Source organism: Tessaracoccus sp. MC1679, assembly GCF_014164775.1.
Classification (GTDB): domain Bacteria; phylum Actinomycetota; class Actinomycetes; order Propionibacteriales; family Propionibacteriaceae; genus Arachnia.
Window position 1 is genome coordinate 262,952 of the sequence record NZ_JACJGB010000005.1, and the last position, 14,713, is coordinate 277,664.

The 14,713-nt window shown below is 70.4% G+C and carries 13 protein-coding genes; 12 read left to right on the forward strand and 1 reads right to left on the reverse strand.

From position 1 onward, the window contains the following. Nucleotides 1-2 precede the first annotated feature (2 nt). The 12 genes from carA (at nucleotide 3) to rpe (ending at nucleotide 13,766) form a co-directional block, all read left to right on the forward strand. Nucleotides 3-1,127 (forward strand): glutamine-hydrolyzing carbamoyl-phosphate synthase small subunit, encoded by a 1,125-nt coding sequence (carA, locus tag H5398_RS10120; protein WP_182799916.1) that lies wholly within the window; start codon nucleotides 3-5, stop codon nucleotides 1,125-1,127. After that, nucleotides 1,127-4,429 carry a carbamoyl-phosphate synthase large subunit gene (gene carB / locus H5398_RS10125; protein ID WP_182799917.1) on the forward strand — a complete coding sequence of 1,101 codons (3,303 nt, stop codon included), beginning with the start codon at nucleotides 1,127-1,129 and terminating at the stop codon, nucleotides 4,427-4,429. The genes carA and carB overlap by 1 nt, the downstream gene beginning before the upstream one ends. Further along, nucleotides 4,426-5,484 carry a quinone-dependent dihydroorotate dehydrogenase gene (locus tag H5398_RS10130; protein WP_182799918.1) on the forward strand — a complete coding sequence of 353 codons (1,059 nt, stop codon included), beginning with the start codon at nucleotides 4,426-4,428 and terminating at the stop codon, nucleotides 5,482-5,484. Before carB ends, H5398_RS10130 begins: the two co-directional genes overlap by 4 nt. Then, nucleotides 5,481-6,290 carry an orotidine-5'-phosphate decarboxylase gene (pyrF, locus tag H5398_RS10135; protein ID WP_182782709.1) on the forward strand — a complete coding sequence of 270 codons (810 nt, stop codon included), beginning with the start codon at nucleotides 5,481-5,483 and terminating at the stop codon, nucleotides 6,288-6,290. Before H5398_RS10130 ends, pyrF begins: the two co-directional genes overlap by 4 nt. Nucleotides 6,291-6,391: 101 nt before the next feature. Continuing rightward, nucleotides 6,392-6,703 (forward strand): integration host factor, actinobacterial type, encoded by a 312-nt coding sequence (mihF, locus tag H5398_RS10140; RefSeq protein ID WP_182782710.1) that lies wholly within the window; start codon nucleotides 6,392-6,394, stop codon nucleotides 6,701-6,703. Nucleotides 6,704-6,729: 26 nt separating this feature from the next. Next, the gene (gene gmk, locus H5398_RS10145) at nucleotides 6,730-7,287 is read left to right on the forward strand and encodes a guanylate kinase (RefSeq protein ID WP_182782711.1); all 558 of its coding nucleotides are present in this window, start codon (nucleotides 6,730-6,732) and stop codon (nucleotides 7,285-7,287) included. 29 nt (nucleotides 7,288-7,316) lie between these two features. Beyond that, the gene (gene rpoZ, locus H5398_RS10150; protein ID WP_220489309.1) at nucleotides 7,317-7,670 is read left to right on the forward strand and encodes a DNA-directed RNA polymerase subunit omega; all 354 of its coding nucleotides are present in this window, start codon (nucleotides 7,317-7,319) and stop codon (nucleotides 7,668-7,670) included. 85 nt (nucleotides 7,671-7,755) lie between these two features. Next, nucleotides 7,756-8,943: a methionine adenosyltransferase gene (gene metK, locus H5398_RS10155; protein ID WP_182799919.1), complete on the forward strand. Its 1,188-nt coding sequence runs from the start codon at nucleotides 7,756-7,758 to the stop codon at nucleotides 8,941-8,943. Nucleotide 8,944: 1 nt separating this feature from the next. After that, nucleotides 8,945-10,879 carry a hypothetical protein gene (locus tag H5398_RS10160; protein ID WP_182799920.1) on the forward strand — a complete coding sequence of 645 codons (1,935 nt, stop codon included), beginning with the start codon at nucleotides 8,945-8,947 and terminating at the stop codon, nucleotides 10,877-10,879. Beyond that, a complete protein-coding gene (gene fmt / locus H5398_RS10165; protein WP_182799921.1) occupies nucleotides 10,876-11,790 on the forward strand; it encodes a methionyl-tRNA formyltransferase in 915 nt (304 codons plus the stop codon). The genes H5398_RS10160 and fmt overlap by 4 nt, the downstream gene beginning before the upstream one ends. Next, entirely contained in the window at nucleotides 11,751-13,091 is a 1,341-nt protein-coding gene (locus H5398_RS10170; RefSeq protein ID WP_182799994.1) for an RsmB/NOP family class I SAM-dependent RNA methyltransferase, read from the forward strand. The genes fmt and H5398_RS10170 overlap by 40 nt, the downstream gene beginning before the upstream one ends. Before the next feature lie 21 nt (nucleotides 13,092-13,112). After that, nucleotides 13,113-13,766, forward strand: a complete 654-nt coding sequence (rpe, locus tag H5398_RS10175; RefSeq protein WP_182799922.1) for a ribulose-phosphate 3-epimerase — start codon at nucleotides 13,113-13,115, stop codon at nucleotides 13,764-13,766. Nucleotides 13,767-13,844: 78 nt separating this feature from the next. Here rpe and H5398_RS10180 read toward each other — a convergent pair whose 3' ends face one another. Continuing rightward, on the reverse strand, nucleotides 13,845-14,696 hold the full coding sequence (locus tag H5398_RS10180) for a proteasome assembly chaperone family protein (protein WP_182799923.1): 852 nt from the start codon (nucleotides 14,694-14,696) through the stop codon (nucleotides 13,845-13,847). Nucleotides 14,697-14,713: the final 17 nt, after the last annotated feature.

A 14,713-nucleotide genomic window follows, 5' to 3' on the forward strand; every position in this document is an offset into this window, starting at 1 on the left:
GCATGAGTTCCCTTCCTGCGATTCTGGTATTGGAGGATGGGCGCGTGTTTCGTGGCCGGTCCTTCGGCGCCACTGGTGAGACCTTCGGCGAGCTGGTCTTCTCGACCGGCATGTCCGGCTACCAGGAGACCCTGACCGATCCCAGCTACCTGGGACAGGTGGTGCTCGCCACCGCCCCCCACATCGGCAACACCGGGTGGAACGACGAGGACGACGAGTCGGGCCGCATCTGGGTGGCCGGATACATCGTGCGCGACCCGTCGCCGCGTCCCTCCAACTGGCGGTCGCGGCGCAGCCTCGACGCTGAGCTCGACGCCCAGCGGGTCGTCGGCATCAGTGACATCGACACCCGTGCGCTGACCCGCCACATCCGCGACCGCGGCGCCATGCGCGTGGGCATCTCCACCCTGACGGCCGACGCCGGCGAGCTGCTCGCCCGGGTGGTGCAGCAGCCGCAGATGGCGGGCCGCGACCTCACCGCGGACGTCACCACGGCTGAGCCCTACCTGGTCCCCGCGGTGGGGGAGCGCCGGTTCACCGTCGTGGCGGTTGACCTGGGCATCAAGTCCATGACGCCGGTGCAGCTCGCGGCCCGGGGTCTGGACGTCCACGTCGTGCCGGCACACACCACCTTCGAGCAGATCCGCGCCCTCAACCCCGACGGCGTCTTCTTCTCCAACGGCCCAGGCGATCCCGCCACCGCTGACGGGCCGGTCTCCGTGCTGCGGCAGGTTCTCGACGCCGGCATCCCGTACTTCGGCATCTGCTTCGGTAATCAGCTGTTCGGGCGCGCCCTCGGGCTGGGCACCTACAAGCTGAAGTTCGGCCACCGCGGCATCAACCAGCCCGTGATGGACCGCACCACGGGGAAGGTCGAGGTCACGGCGCACAACCACGGCTTCGCCGTCGACGCGCCCCTGGAGGGGGCTGCGGAAACGCCCTACGGCCAGGCCACGGTCAGCCACGTGTGCCTCAACGACGATGTGGTGGAGGGCCTTGAGCTGCACCGCGACGGCCGCCTGACGGCCTTCTCCGTGCAGTACCACCCCGAGGCCGCTGCCGGCCCGCACGACGCCAACTACCTCTTCGACCGTTTCGTCGACGTCATGAAAGCAAAGGACGCCTGATGCCCCGTCGCACCGACATCTCCTCGATCCTCGTCATCGGCTCCGGCCCGATCGTCATCGGGCAGGCCTGTGAGTTCGACTATTCCGGCACGCAGGCCTGCCGGGTACTGCGCGAGGAGGGGTTCCGCGTCATCCTGGTCAACTCCAACCCGGCCACCATCATGACTGACCCGGACTTCGCCGACGCCACCTACGTCGAGCCCATCACGCCGGAGTTCGTCGAGAGGGTCATCGCCAAGGAGCGCCCGGACGCGGTGCTGGCCACTCTGGGCGGCCAGACCGCGCTCAACACCGCCGTGTCGCTGCACGACAACGGGGTGCTGGCCAGGTACGGCGTGGAGCTGATCGGCGCCTCGATCGACGCCATCCAGAAGGGCGAGGACCGCGAGCGGTTCAAGGAGATCGTCGTCTCGATGACCGACATCCCCGGCGGTGTGCCGGAGGTGGCCAAGTCGCAGATCTGCCACTCGATGGACGAGGTGCTGGCCGCCGCCGAGGTGCTCGGCTACCCGGTCGTGGTGCGGCCCAGCTTCACCATGGGCGGCGTCGGCTCGGGCTTCGCCCACGACGAGTCGGAGCTGCGCCAGATCGCCGGCGCAGGCCTGTCGGCCTCGCCGGTGACGGAGGTCCTCATCGAGGAGTCCATCCTCGGGTGGAAGGAGTACGAGCTGGAGGTGATGCGCGACAAGGCCGACAACGTCGTGATCATCTGCTCGATCGAGAACTTCGACCCGATGGGCGTCCACACCGGCGACTCCATCACCGTGGCGCCGGCGATGACGCTGACGGACCGCGAGTATCAGCGCATGCGCGACGTGGCCATCGGCGTGATCCGCGCCGTCGGGGTGGACACGGGCGGCTGCAACATCCAGTTCGCCGTCAACCCCGACGACGGACGCATGATCGTGATCGAGATGAACCCTCGGGTGTCGCGCTCCTCGGCCTTGGCGTCGAAGGCCACCGGCTTCCCGATCGCCAAGATCGCGGCCAAGGTCGCGGTGGGTTACACCCTCGACGAGATCCCCAACGACATCACCCTCGAAACGCCCGCCAGCTTCGAGCCCAGCCTGGACTACGTCATCGTCAAGATGCCCCGGTTCGCGTTCGAGAAGTTCCCGGCGGCAGACCCCATCCTCACTACCCACATGAAGTCCGTGGGCGAGGCGATGGGCATCGGCCGCAACTTCACCGAGGCGCTGGGCAAGGCCCTGCGGTCCCTGGAGGACCCCACGGCGCCGTTCGACTTCACCGCCCGCCTGCGGGAGGTCGACGAGCTGCTCGCGCTCGCATCGAAGCCCACCGACGGCCGCATCCAGCTCGTCATGCAGGCGCTCCGCGCCGGTGCCAGCGTGGAGCAGGTGTTCACGGCCACGAAGATCGACCCATGGTTCCTGGACCAGATGGCCCTCATCCTGGACGTGGCCCGCGAGGTGCAGGCGGCGCCCGAGCTCACCCCGGAGGTGCTGCGCTACGCCAAGCGCCACGGGCTCTCGGATCCCCAGGTGGCCTCGCTGCGCAACCTCAGCACCGAGGTGGTGCGCGGTGTCCGCTGGGCGTTGGGTATCCGGCCGGTCTACAAGTCGGTGGACACCTGCGCGGCCGAGTTCGCGGCCTCGACCCCCTACATGTACTCCTCCTACGACGAGGAGACGGAGGTGCCGCCCCGCACCAAGGAGGCGGTGCTCATCCTGGGCTCCGGCCCCAACCGCATCGGCCAGGGCATCGAGTTCGACTACTCGTGCGTGCACGCCACCATGGCGCTGCGCGAGGCCGGCTACGAGACGGTGATGGTCAACTGCAACCCGGAGACGGTCTCGACCGACTACGACACCTCGGACCGCCTCTACTTCGAGCCGCTGACCGCCGAGGACGTGCTGGAGATCTACCACGCGGAGCTGAAGGCCGGCCCGGTGGCGGGCGTCATCTGCCAGCTCGGCGGGCAGACGCCGCTCAAGCTGGCCCAGACCCTCAAGGACGCCGGGGTGCCGATCGTGGGCACCTCCCCGGAGGCCATCCACCTGGCTGAGGAGCGGGGCGCGTTCGGGCGGGTGCTGGCGCGGGCCGGGCTCGCCGCCCCGAAGCACGGCATGGCCACCACGGCTGAGGAGGCCAAGGCCATCGCCGGAGAGATCGGCTACCCGGTGCTGGTGCGGCCCAGCTACGTGCTGGGCGGCCGCGGCATGCAGATCGTCTACTCCGACGACGCGCTTGAGAGCTACATCGACAAGGCCACCGACGTCAACGAGAACCAGCCGGTCCTGGTGGACCGCTTCCTGGACGACGCCGTGGAGATCGACGTCGACGCACTCTACGACGGCACCGAGCTGTACATCGGCGGCATCATGGAGCACATCGAGGAGGCGGGCATCCATTCCGGGGACTCCGCCTGCGCGCTGCCTCCGATCACGCTGGGCGATGCGATCATCGACCAGATCCGGCACCACACCCTCGCCATCGCCGACGGCGTGGGGGTGCGCGGCCTGCTCAACATCCAGTTCGCTCTGCACGCCGACACCCTCTACGTGTTGGAGGCCAATCCCCGCGCGTCGCGCACGGTGCCGTTCGTGTCCAAGGCCACCAACACGGCGCTGGCGAAGGCGGCGGCCCTCATCATGCTCGGCCGCACCATCGCCGAGCTGAGGGCCGACGGGAAGCTCAGGGCAGAGGGGGACGGGTCCACGCCCCTGCCAGGCGCCCCCATCGCGGTCAAGGAGGCCGTGATGCCGTTCAACCGCTTCCGCACCGCCACGGGCGCTTTCGTCGACACGCTGCTCGGCCCCGAGATGCGCTCCACCGGTGAGGTGATGGGCCTGTCGGACAACTTCGGCACCGCCTACGCGAAGTCGCAGGACGCGGGTGGCGGTCCGCTGCCCACCTCCGGGAAGCTGTTCGTTTCGATCGCGGACCGCGACAAGCGTCACGCGATCTGGCCCATCAAGCGGCTGGTGGACCTGGGCTTCCAGGTGCTGGCCACCAAGGGCACCGCCTCGGTGCTGCGCCGCAACGGCGTGGCCGCCGAAGAGGTGCTCAAGCTCTCCGAGATGATCGAGGGCGACGACAGGCCGAGCATCGTCGACCTGATCACCTCCGGCGGGATCGACCTCATCTTCAACACCCCGGAGGGCTCCTCCTCGGGCGCCAGTACACGTGAGGACGGTTACCTCATCCGCACAGCCGCGGTGCTCGCGGACGTTCCGGTGGTCACCACGGTCCCGGGCCTGGCCGCCGCCACCCAGGGCATTGAGGCGCTCCAGCGCGGCGAGGTGGACGTCCGCTCGCTGCAGGACTGGGCCCGCAGGTGACCTCGCCGGGCACGCGGGCGCTTCGTGTCGGCTACCACGCCCTCCGGGCGGGGCTGTTCCGCTACGCGGGAGGGGACCCGGAGCGGGTCCACGAGGACATGATCGCCCTGCTCGCCCGGGTGCCCGCCGGCCGGCGCGCCACCGTCGCGGATCCCGTGACGGTGTCCGGCGTCAGGTTCCCCAACCGGGTCGGCGTGGCGGCCGGCCTGGACAAGGACGGTGCGGCCGCCCAGGCATGGTCCTGGTTGGGGTTCGGATTCGCCGAGCTCGGCACCGTCACCGCGCTGCCCCAGCCGGGCAACCCGAAGCCCCGGGTCTTCCGGGCGGTGGCGTCGCGCGGGATCGTCAACCGGATGGGCTTCAACAACCACGGGGCCGCAGCGCTGGCGGACACCCTCCGCGCCAAAGGCGTGGCGCGCGGCAACGGGGCGCTGGGGATCCCGTTGGGGATCTCGATCGGCAAGTCCAAGGTGGTCGAGCTGGACCACGCCGTCGACGACTACCTCTCCTCGTTGCGGCTCCTGGCCCCGCTCGCCGATTACGTGGCCGTCAACGTCTCCAGCCCCAACACGCCGGGGCTGCGCAGCCTGCAGGCCGCCACCGAGCTGTCGGCACTCCTGCGGGCATTGACCGACGAGGCGGCCGTGCTGGATCCCGCACGCCCGGTTCCGATCTTCGTCAAGCTGGCACCGGACCTCACCGGCCCGGACCTCACCGAGACCCTGGCCGTGCTCAACGATTCGGCCGCCGCAGGAGTCATCGCCACCAACACCACGCTGGCCCGAGACGGCCTTGCCCCGGCCGACGCGCACCTGGCACGCGAGGCGGGAGGCCTCAGCGGCGCGCCGCTGACGGCCAGGGCGCTCGGCTTCGTCCAGCGGCTGGCCTCGTCGACCGAGCTGCCCGTGATGGGAGTCGGCGGGGTGATGAGCCCGCGCGACGGGGCCCGCATGTTTGACGCCGGGGCCACCCTCCTGCAGCTGTACACCGGGTTCATCTACGAGGGCGTGGCGCTCGTGCGCGCCCTGCAGCAACTGGAGAGGACCACACAGTGACCTATGCCGCCAGCCTCGCCGCCGCCACCGCCGAGCGCGGCCGGCTGTGCGTCGGGATCGACCCGATGCCCAGCGTCCTGGATGCCTGGGGCCTGCCGCACGACCTGTCCGGCCTGGAGCGCTGCGCGCGCGGGATCGTGGCGGTCCTCGGCGGACGGGTGGCGGTGTTCAAGCCGCAGTCGGCGTTCTTCGAGGCGTTCGGATCGCGCGGGGTCGCGGTCCTGGAGCGGGTGCTCAGCGACATCCGCGACGCCGGGGCGCTCAGCATCCTTGATGTCAAGCGTGGCGATATCGGATCATCCATGGCCGGCTACGCCGCCGCGTTCCTCGGTGACGACGCCCCCACCCGCGCCGACGCGATCACGCTGAACCCCTATCTGGGGGTGGGCGCGCTTCGGCCGGCCATCGATGCCGCCGTCGCCGGCGGTCAGGGGCTCTACGTGCTGGCCCGCACGTCCAACCCCGACGGGGCACCCATCCAGCTGGCGCGCAGCGGGGATGTCAGCGTCGCCCAGCACGTGGTGGACACGGTCGCGGGGCTGAACCCCACGGCAGACCACGCGGTGGGGCTGGTGGTCGGGGGCACCCATGCAGAGCTCGGCTGCCGCCTGGACCACTTCAACGCCTCCATCCTGGTGCCCGGCATCGGCGCACAGGGGGGCACCATCGAGGGGCTGCGGTCCACGTTCGGGCGGGCGCTCGGCCACGTGCTGCCGACGGCGAGCCGCGAGGTCATCGGAGCGGGGGAGGCGGCCCTGTCCGGGCGCCTTGAGCGGCTGCTCGAATCGACCGCCGCGCTGACCTGATTCGTCGGCAATTTCGCGTCGCGGCGAGCCGCTGCGCGGTACATTTCACGGAGGGCCCCAAACTGGGGTTGTCAAGGTCATTGACGTGAAGGGGACTTCCGATGGCGATTCCTCAATTGAGCAGTGCTCAGCTCGAAGCTGCCCGAGAGGCGGCCACCCAGGCCAGGCGTGCACGCGCCGAGCTGAAGGAGCAGGTGAAGACCGGCACGGTCTCCTTCACAGAGGCCCTGAACAAGGCGGTGGGTGACGACACGCTCTCCCGCATCAAGGTGGTGGACCTGCTCCGCGCCATGCCCCGAGTGGGAATCACCCGCGCCTCGGAAATCATGGAGAACCTCCAGATCGCTCCCAACCGCCGCATCCGCGGCCTCGGCCGGCACCAGGTGGACCGCCTCAACGAGTTGTTCAAGTAACGCTCGGCTGCCCTAAGCTCGGGCGGGTGAGTGGCGCTGCGAATGTCTGGGTGATCTCCGGCCCGAGCGCGGTCGGCAAGGGCACGGTGTGCGCCCGGCTGCGGGCCCTGCACCCGGACCTGTTCTACTCGGTTTCCCTGACCACGCGCCCGCCCAGAGCAGGCGAGACAGACGGCGTCAGCTACCACTTCGTCGACGAGGACGAGTTCCGGCGGCTGATCGAGGCGGGCGAACTGCTGGAGTGGGCCGTGGTTCACGGCACGCACTACTACGGGACTCCTCGCCGGCCGGTGGTCGAGGCCGTCGCGGCCGGCCGCCCCGTCGTCCTGGAGATCGACCTCCAAGGCGCCCGCCAGGTCAAACGAAACCTCCCGTCGGCCCGGCTTGTGTTCCTCACCCCGCCCACCTGGGACGAGCTGGTATCCCGGCTGCGCGGGCGCGGCACAGAGGACGAGGCGGCCCAGGAGCGTAGGCTGAACACAGCCAAACTGGAGCTGGAGGCCCAGGCGGAGGCCGATGTCGTGATCGAAAACACCGAGATCGAGGAAACCGTGGCGGCTTTGGTAAGCTTGATGGGCCTGTGATCGGGCCGCACTCTTTCAGAAGGAACACCTTGAACAGTCAGCCAGAAGGCATCACCTACCCGCCGATCGATTCGCTGCTGGAGAATATCGACTCCAAGTACCGGCTCGTCCTGTTCGCGGCCAAGCGCGCCCGGCAGATCAACGCCTACTACTCGCAGCTCGGCGAGGGCCTGCTCGAGAATGTCGGCCCCATGGTCGCCGCCGCGCCGGAGGAGAAGCCGCTGTCCATCGCCCTGCGTGAGATGAACGAGGGCATGCTGCAGTTCACCCAGATCGATCCCGAGGCCGAGGCCGAGGCCGCCCGCACCGCAGAGGCGGATCCGGCGTTCTCGTTCGTGGATCCCTTCGCCGACACCGCGCCGGAGCCCGACTCCGCGTCCTGACCGAACGTCCCACCTCCAGGGGGCGGCTTGTTGCCGCCGTTGACAACCCCACGATGCGGCTTGTCGCCGCGCTAGGAGTGCTCGCATGAGCCGTCTGTTCACCTCCGAATCGGTGACCGAGGGTCATCCCGACAAGATCGCGGACTCTATCTCCGACGCCGTCCTCGACGCGTTGCTCGAGCAGGATCCCGTCGCCCGCGTCGCTGTGGAGACCCTCGTCACCACCGGACTCGTCGTCCTGGCCGGCGAGGTCTCCACCACCGGCTACGTGGACGTGGCCGGACTGGCCCGGCAGCGGATCCTCGACATCGGCTACGACTCCTCGCGCAAGGGGTTCGACGGCGCCTCCTGCGGGGTGAGCGTGGCCATCGGGGCGCAGTCACCGGACATCGCCCAGGGCGTCGACGACGCCTTCGAGCACCGCACCGGAGCCGAGCAGGACCTGATCAGCCTCCAGGGAGCCGGCGACCAGGGGCTGATGTTCGGGTTCGCCTGCACAGAGACCCCCACCCTCATGCCGCTGCCCATCGATCTGGCCCATCGCCTCGCCGAGCGGCTCACCGAGGTCCGCAAGACGGGCGTGCTGGACTACCTGCGCCCGGACGGCAAGACGCAGGTCACCGTCGAGTACGGCGACGACGGCCGCCCGGTGGGCATCGACACAGTGGTGGTCTCCTCCCAGCACAGCGCGGACGTCAGCCTCGAGCGCATCCAGCCGGACATCACCCGCGAGGTCATCGAGCCGGTGCTGCAGCGCTACGGCTTCCACGCCCCGCGGCGGGTTCTGGTCAACCCCACCGGCAAGTTCGTCATCGGTGGCCCCATGGGCGACGCTGGCCTGACAGGGCGCAAGATCATCGTCGACACCTATGGCGGCATGGCCCGTCACGGCGGCGGCGCCTTCTCCGGGAAGGACCCCTCCAAGGTGGACCGCTCGGCATCCTACGCCATGCGCTGGGTGGCGAAGAACGTGGTGGCCGCCGGACTCGCGGAGCGTTGTGAGGTGCAGGTGGCCTACGCCATCGGGACCGCGCACCCCGTCGGGTTCTACCTGGACACCTTCGGAACCTCAGTGGTGCCGGAGGACCGGATCCGCGACGCGGTGCTGACCACCTTCGACCTGCGCCCCGGCGCGATCGTGCGGGACCTGGACCTGTTGCGCCCCATCTACAGCAACGTCACCGTCTACGGCCACTTCGGGCGCGAACTCCCCACCGCCACCTGGGAGCGAACGGACCGCGCCGCAGCTCTGGCCGCAGCCGTCAAGGGCTGACATGACCCCGCGGGTGGCGCGGGTCGCCGTCGACGTGCCTCTGGCCCACCTGGACCGGCTCTTCGACTACGAGGTGCCCGAGGCGCTCGCGGAGACGGCCGTGCCCGGGTCGCGGGTGAAGGTGCCCTTCGCGGGCACCACCCGGGACGGATGGCTCATCGAGTTGGCCGACAAGTCCGAGGTGTCCGCGCTGGCGAAGCTGGGCAAAGTGGTGTCCTCCGAGCCCATCGTGACGCCCGAGGTCTACGAGCTGATCCGCGCCGTGGCGGACCACTACGCAGGCACCTGGCCCGATGTGGCACGGCTGGCCATCCCCCCGCGCCACGCCGCCACCGAGAAGGCACCCCAGCGCGCCTGGTCCGAGCCCAAGCCCTTGGAGCAGGCCACGGTGCTGCCCGGATATCCCGACGGGCAGGCCCTGCTGGAGGCGCTGGCGGAGGGCCGCTCACCGAGGGTGCTGTGGCAGGTGGCGGCAGTCTTCGGAGGTGTGGGGGACCTGGTCGGTGGGGTGACGGAGGCCGTCGACGCCACCCTGCGTTCCGGTCGTTCATCCCTGGTGGTGGTCCCCACCATGCGCGACCTCGCAGTGGCGGCCGCCCGCCTGCGTTCGGTGTTCGGGCATGGCTCCGTCGGCACCCTCGCCGCGGAAAGTGGACGATCCGCCCGGTACCGCGCCTTCCTGGCGGCCTCCAGGGGGGAGGCGCGCATCATGGTGGGCACCCGCAGCGCTGTCTACGCGCCCATGCGTGACCTCGGCCTGCTGGTGGTGGTCGACGACGGCAACGACGCCCACGCCGAGCCGCGCGCGCCCCATCCGCACACCCGGGCCGTCGCCGTCGTCCGCTCCGCCCGTCAGGGACCCGCCCTGATGATCGCCGGTCACGGCCGCTCCACCGACGCGCAGGCGCTTGTGGAACGGGGCTGGCTGCGGGAGCTCTCGTTGCCCCCGGCGCAGGCGCGGCGCGTCTCCACGCCTGTGCGGGCGGTGGCCGAGGAGGACCGGGAGCGCGACCCGTCTGCGGCCCGGCTGAGGATTCCCTCCGTGGCGTTCCGCTTCCTCCGCGACCATCTCGCGCAGGGGCCCGTGCTCGTGCAGGTGCCGATGAGCGGCTACGCCGGGGCGCTGAGCTGTGCCCGCTGCTTCAACCGCGCCGTCTGCGACAAGTGCGGGGGGCCGATGCGGGAGCGGCGGCGAGGCGTGCCGGAGTGTGCGCTGTGCGGGCACATGCCTGTGCGCTGGTCCTGCCCCCACTGCCACACGTCGGCTCTCCGCACGCCGCTGCCCGGGGCCGCGAGGACTGCCGAGGAACTGGCCCGGGCTTTCCCCGGCGTGTTGGCGCTCAACAGCTCGGCCGATCGGATCCGCGATGAGGCGCCGGACGAACCCGCCATCGTGGTGTCGACGCCAGGAGCCGAGCCGATCGCTCCCACCGGTTACGCGGGTGTGCTGATCCTGGACGCGGAGGTGGCACTCAACCGGGCGGAGCTGCGCGCCCCGGAGGAGTCGGTGCGGCGATGGGCCAACGCGGCCGCCCTTGCCCGGGGCCCTCGCGAGGGCGGGTCGATTCTCATCGTCGGCCCCTCGCCGCACCCCGCGGTGCAGGCGCTGCTGCGGGCGGATCTGGCGGGGTTCGCATCGCGTGAGCTCGAGGACCGCGCAGAGGCGGGCCTCAGCCCCGCGGTGAAGCTGGCCCGGATCGTCGGGGAGCCTGAGGGCGTGCGCGAGTTCCTGGACAACGACGACTGGGCAGGAGTCGATATCCTCGGTCCCACAGAGGTGGGGCCCGAGAGGTGGGCGGCGCTGCTGCGGGTCCCCGTCGAGCGGGCCAGGGACCTCACCGTCCGGGTGAAGAGCGCGGCGGCAATCCGCTCGGCGCGCAAGGAGCGTGGGCTGCTCGGCATACATGTCGACCCTGAGACGTTGGAGGACAGATGAGGCTCGTGTTCGCGGGGACCCCCGAGGTGGCGGTCGCGTCGTTGGACGCACTGGTGGCGTCGGATCACGACGTGGTGGCGGTGGTGACGCGCCCGGACGCGCCGTCGGGTCGCGGGCGGCGGATGACCGCCTCACCGGTGGCGGCACGGGCGGTGGAGCTGGGCATCGAGGTGCTGAAGCCCGGCCATCCGCGAGACGAGGACTTCCAGGCCCGTCTCCGGGAGATCGCGCCCGACGCTTGCGCGGTGGTTGCCTACGGTGCCCTGCTGCCGCAGTCCGCGCTCGAGATCCCCCTCCACGGCTGGGTCAACCTGCACTTCTCGCTGCTGCCGCGCTGGCGCGGCGCCGCCCCCGTGCAGCGGGCAATCATGGCCGGCGACGACGAGATCGGGACCAGCTGCTTCCGGATCGTCAAGGAGCTCGATGCCGGGGACGTGTACCTGATGGAGTCGCTGCCGATGCCTGAGGGCACCGCCGGGGAGATCCTGGCGTTGCTCGCCGAGACCGGCGCCCGCCAGCTGGTCACCGCCATGGACCTCGTCCAGGCGGGTCTCGCCCCCACGCCGCAGCTCACCGACGGCGTCACGATCGCGCCCAAGATCGGCGTCGAGGAGGCGCGGATCGACTGGAGCCGCCCGGCCAGGGAGATCCACCGCCTGATCATGGGTTGCTCGCCGGACCCCGGAGCGTGGTGCGAGCTGGACGGACAGCGGTTCAAGGTCTATCGGTCGGTGCCCGCGCCGGATGCCCCCGCGCTGGGCCCGGGGGAACTGTCCACCACGAAACGGCAGGTCCTCGTCGGCACTGGCTCGGTGTCGCTCGAGCTCCTGGAGGTCCAGGCCCCCGGGAAGCGCCGGCTGCCGGCGGCGGACTGGGCGCGCGGCGGCGTCGAGTCCACGGTGCTCGCGTGAGCGCCCGTCGCGTCGCGTTCGATGTGCTGCGCCAGGTCACCGGCGAGGACGCCTACGCCAACCTCGCCCTGGCCAAGCGGCTCGCTGTGGCCGGCCTCGACTCACGCGATGCCGCCCTTGTCACGGAACTCGTGGCCGGCACCTGCCGGCTGATGGGCACCTACGACGCCATCATCGAGGCCGCCGCAGGGCGGCCGCTGTCCTCGCTTCAACCGGCCGTGGTGGACCTGCTCAGGCTGGGCGCCCACCAGGTGCTGTCGATGGGCATCAAGCGCTACGCCGCCGTCGGGGCCACCGTTGACCTGGCCCGCTCCACCGTGGGGCAGCGCGTGACGGGAGTGGTCAACGCGGTGCTGCGCAAAATCTCCGCAAGGAGCCTGGACGAATGGACCGCGCAGCTGTCCGCCGATGCCGACGAGATCGGGGCACTGGCCATCACGGGCCACCATCCGCGGTGGATCGTCGAGGCCTATGCCGACCTCCTGCCCCCCGAGGATTTGCCGGAGGCCCTCGCGGCCAACAACGTGAACCCCAGGCCCACGCTAGTGGTGCGGCCGGGGCTCGCCAGCCCCGCGGAGCTGGACGGCGCCACGCCCACCAGATATTCGCCGTTCGGTGCCGTGGCCCAGGGAGCGCCGGCGGACCAGGCCGCGGTCCGCGAGGGTCGCGCCGGGGTGCAGGACGAGGGCTCCCAGCTGGTGGCGTGGGCCCTGGCCCTCACCGACGCCCCCGACGGGCCGTGGCTGGACACCTGCGCCGGCCCGGGCGGCAAGGCCGCACTGCTGGCTGGGCTGGCCGTGGAGGCGGGGGAGTGGCTGCTGGCGAGCGAGGCGCAGGAGCACCGGGCCCGCCTGGTGCGCCAGGCGCTGTCTGCCTATCCGACCGGGCACGTCACCATCGCCGCGGACGGCACCGCCCCCGCGTGGGGCAGATCGTTTGCCCGCGTGATGGTGGACGTGCCGTGCAGCGGACTGGGAGCGCTGCGGCGCCGCCCGGAATCGCGCTGGCGCCGTCGCCCCGAGGACGTCACTGCCCTGGGCGAGCTTCAGCGCTCGCTGCTGCGGCACGCGCTGGACTCCGTCGTGCCCGGTGGGGTGGTGGCCTACGTCACATGTTCCCCCCACCGCGCGGAGACCGTCGAGGTGGTCGACGACGTGCTGCGGGAACGCCCCCACGTGCGCCGCCTCAGGGCGGCTGACTCACTGCCGGGCGTGCCGGATTGCGAGCTGGGCGAGGACGTGCAGCTGTGGCCGCACCGGCACGGCACCGACGCGATGTACCTCGCGCTCCTGCGCGGCTGACCGGAAGATAGGCTGTCGGGCATGCGTATCACGCCCAGCATCCTCAACGCGGACTTCGCGAACCTGGCCGTCGAAATCGGCCGGATCCCCGGCGCGGACATGATCCACGTCGACGTCATGGACAACCACTTCGTGCCCAACCTCACCATCGGCCTGCCGGTGGTGGAGGCGCTGCGCAAGGTCACTGGACAGATGCTGGACATCCACCTCATGATCCAGGATCCGGACCGGTGGGCGCCGGCTTACGCCGAGGCGGGCGCGGAGTCCGTGACGTTCCACATCGAGGCCGCAGGGGCGCCCATCCGCTTGGCCCGGGAGCTGCGCCGGCTCGGAGCCCGCGCCTCGATGGCGCTCAAGCCCGCGACCGCCATCGAGGGCTACGCCGACATCCTCGGCGAGGTGGACATGGTCCTGCTCATGACGGTGGAGCCTGGCTTCGGGGGACAGAAGTTCCTGGACGTGGTGCTGCCCAAGATTCGCCGGACCCGGGCGCTCATCGGGGATCGACCCATCTGGCTGCAGGTCGACGGGGGCGTCAGCCCCGAGACGATCGGGCGCTGCGCGGAGGCCGGGGCGGACACGTTCGTCGCCGGGTCCGCGGTCTACAGCGCGCCGGATCCCGACGTCATGGTGCGCGAGCTGCGCGAGGCCGCTGTGGCGGCCTGCGCCCACTAGCGTCCATATCCAGATGGAGGGGTGTCAGATCGCCCGATCCGGTGCGCCGCAGCCAGGACATGATTGATCAGTGGTTCCCTAGCCTCCGTCGGACTCCTCGTCCTCGATCTGGCGTCGGAGGAACTTCTCCAGCTCGGCCGCGATCGTGTCGCCGGTGGCCTCCTTGACCTCCTCCTGGTCCCGGGCCTCCTCGAGCTGCTCGATGTACTCGGCGATGTCCGGGTCCTGCTGGCTCAGCTGATCCACGGCAGAGGACCAGCGCACCGCCTCCTCGGGGATGCTCTTGTGGTCCACGGAGATCTTGAGGACGCCCTCCAACTCGGTCAGCAGTGCGTCCTGGGCCTTGGGGTTGGGTGGTGTGGACACATAGTGCGGCACCGAGACCCACAGGGACGCCGCGGGAATCCGCTCGTGGATCATCAGCTGGCTCGCCACTCCGATCATCCCGGTTGGTCCCGTGTAGTCGTTGTTCTGCATGTGGAAGGTGCGCTCCACCATCGGATCCGAGGTGTAGAGCCCCACCGGGAGCGGGCGCGAGTGGGGGGTGTCGCTCAGCATCGCGCCGAGGAACAGGACGATCTCCGGCTCGATCTGCTTGATCCGCCCGATCAGCTCGGCGGCGAACGTGCGCCACAGCAGGTTGGGCTCGGGACCCAGCATGACCACGATGTCGCGCTCGGGGTGATGGACTACCCGGATCCGCACGGCGGGCCACTCCACCCATGGTCCGTCCACCGCGCGTTGCAGGAGTGGACGGGTGTGTTGGAAGTCGTAGTACCGCTCGTCGTCGATGATGCCCGCGTCCGTGCCGGGGTAGGCGTCGATGAGGTGGCGCATCAGGTCACTGGCGGCATTGCCCGCGTCGTTCCAGCCCGAGAAGGCGATGACGACGGCTGGCTCCCGAAGACCCTCCAGCGGCGTGAACTGCATTGTTCCACCCTACAGTG

What these genes read in the sequence shown, in the direction of transcription:
- metK (WP_182799919.1), top strand. Translation starts at nt 7,756, where the DNA reads ATGAGCCGTCTGTTCACCTCCGAATCGGTGACCGAGGGTCATCCCGAC.
- fmt (WP_182799921.1), top strand. Translation starts at nt 10,876, where the DNA reads ATGAGGCTCGTGTTCGCGGGGACCCCCGAGGTGGCGGTCGCGTCGTTG.
- rpe (WP_182799922.1), top strand. Translation starts at nt 13,113, where the DNA reads ATGCGTATCACGCCCAGCATCCTCAACGCGGACTTCGCGAACCTGGCC.
- carB (WP_182799917.1), top strand. Translation starts at nt 1,127, where the DNA reads ATGCCCCGTCGCACCGACATCTCCTCGATCCTCGTCATCGGCTCCGGC.
- H5398_RS10180 (WP_182799923.1), bottom strand. Translation starts at nt 14,696, where the DNA reads ATGCAGTTCACGCCGCTGGAGGGTCTTCGGGAGCCAGCCGTCGTCATC.
- H5398_RS10160 (WP_182799920.1), top strand. Translation starts at nt 8,945, where the DNA reads ATGACCCCGCGGGTGGCGCGGGTCGCCGTCGACGTGCCTCTGGCCCAC.
- mihF (WP_182782710.1), top strand. Translation starts at nt 6,392, where the DNA reads ATGGCGATTCCTCAATTGAGCAGTGCTCAGCTCGAAGCTGCCCGAGAG.
- carA (WP_182799916.1), top strand. Translation starts at nt 3, where the DNA reads ATGAGTTCCCTTCCTGCGATTCTGGTATTGGAGGATGGGCGCGTGTTT.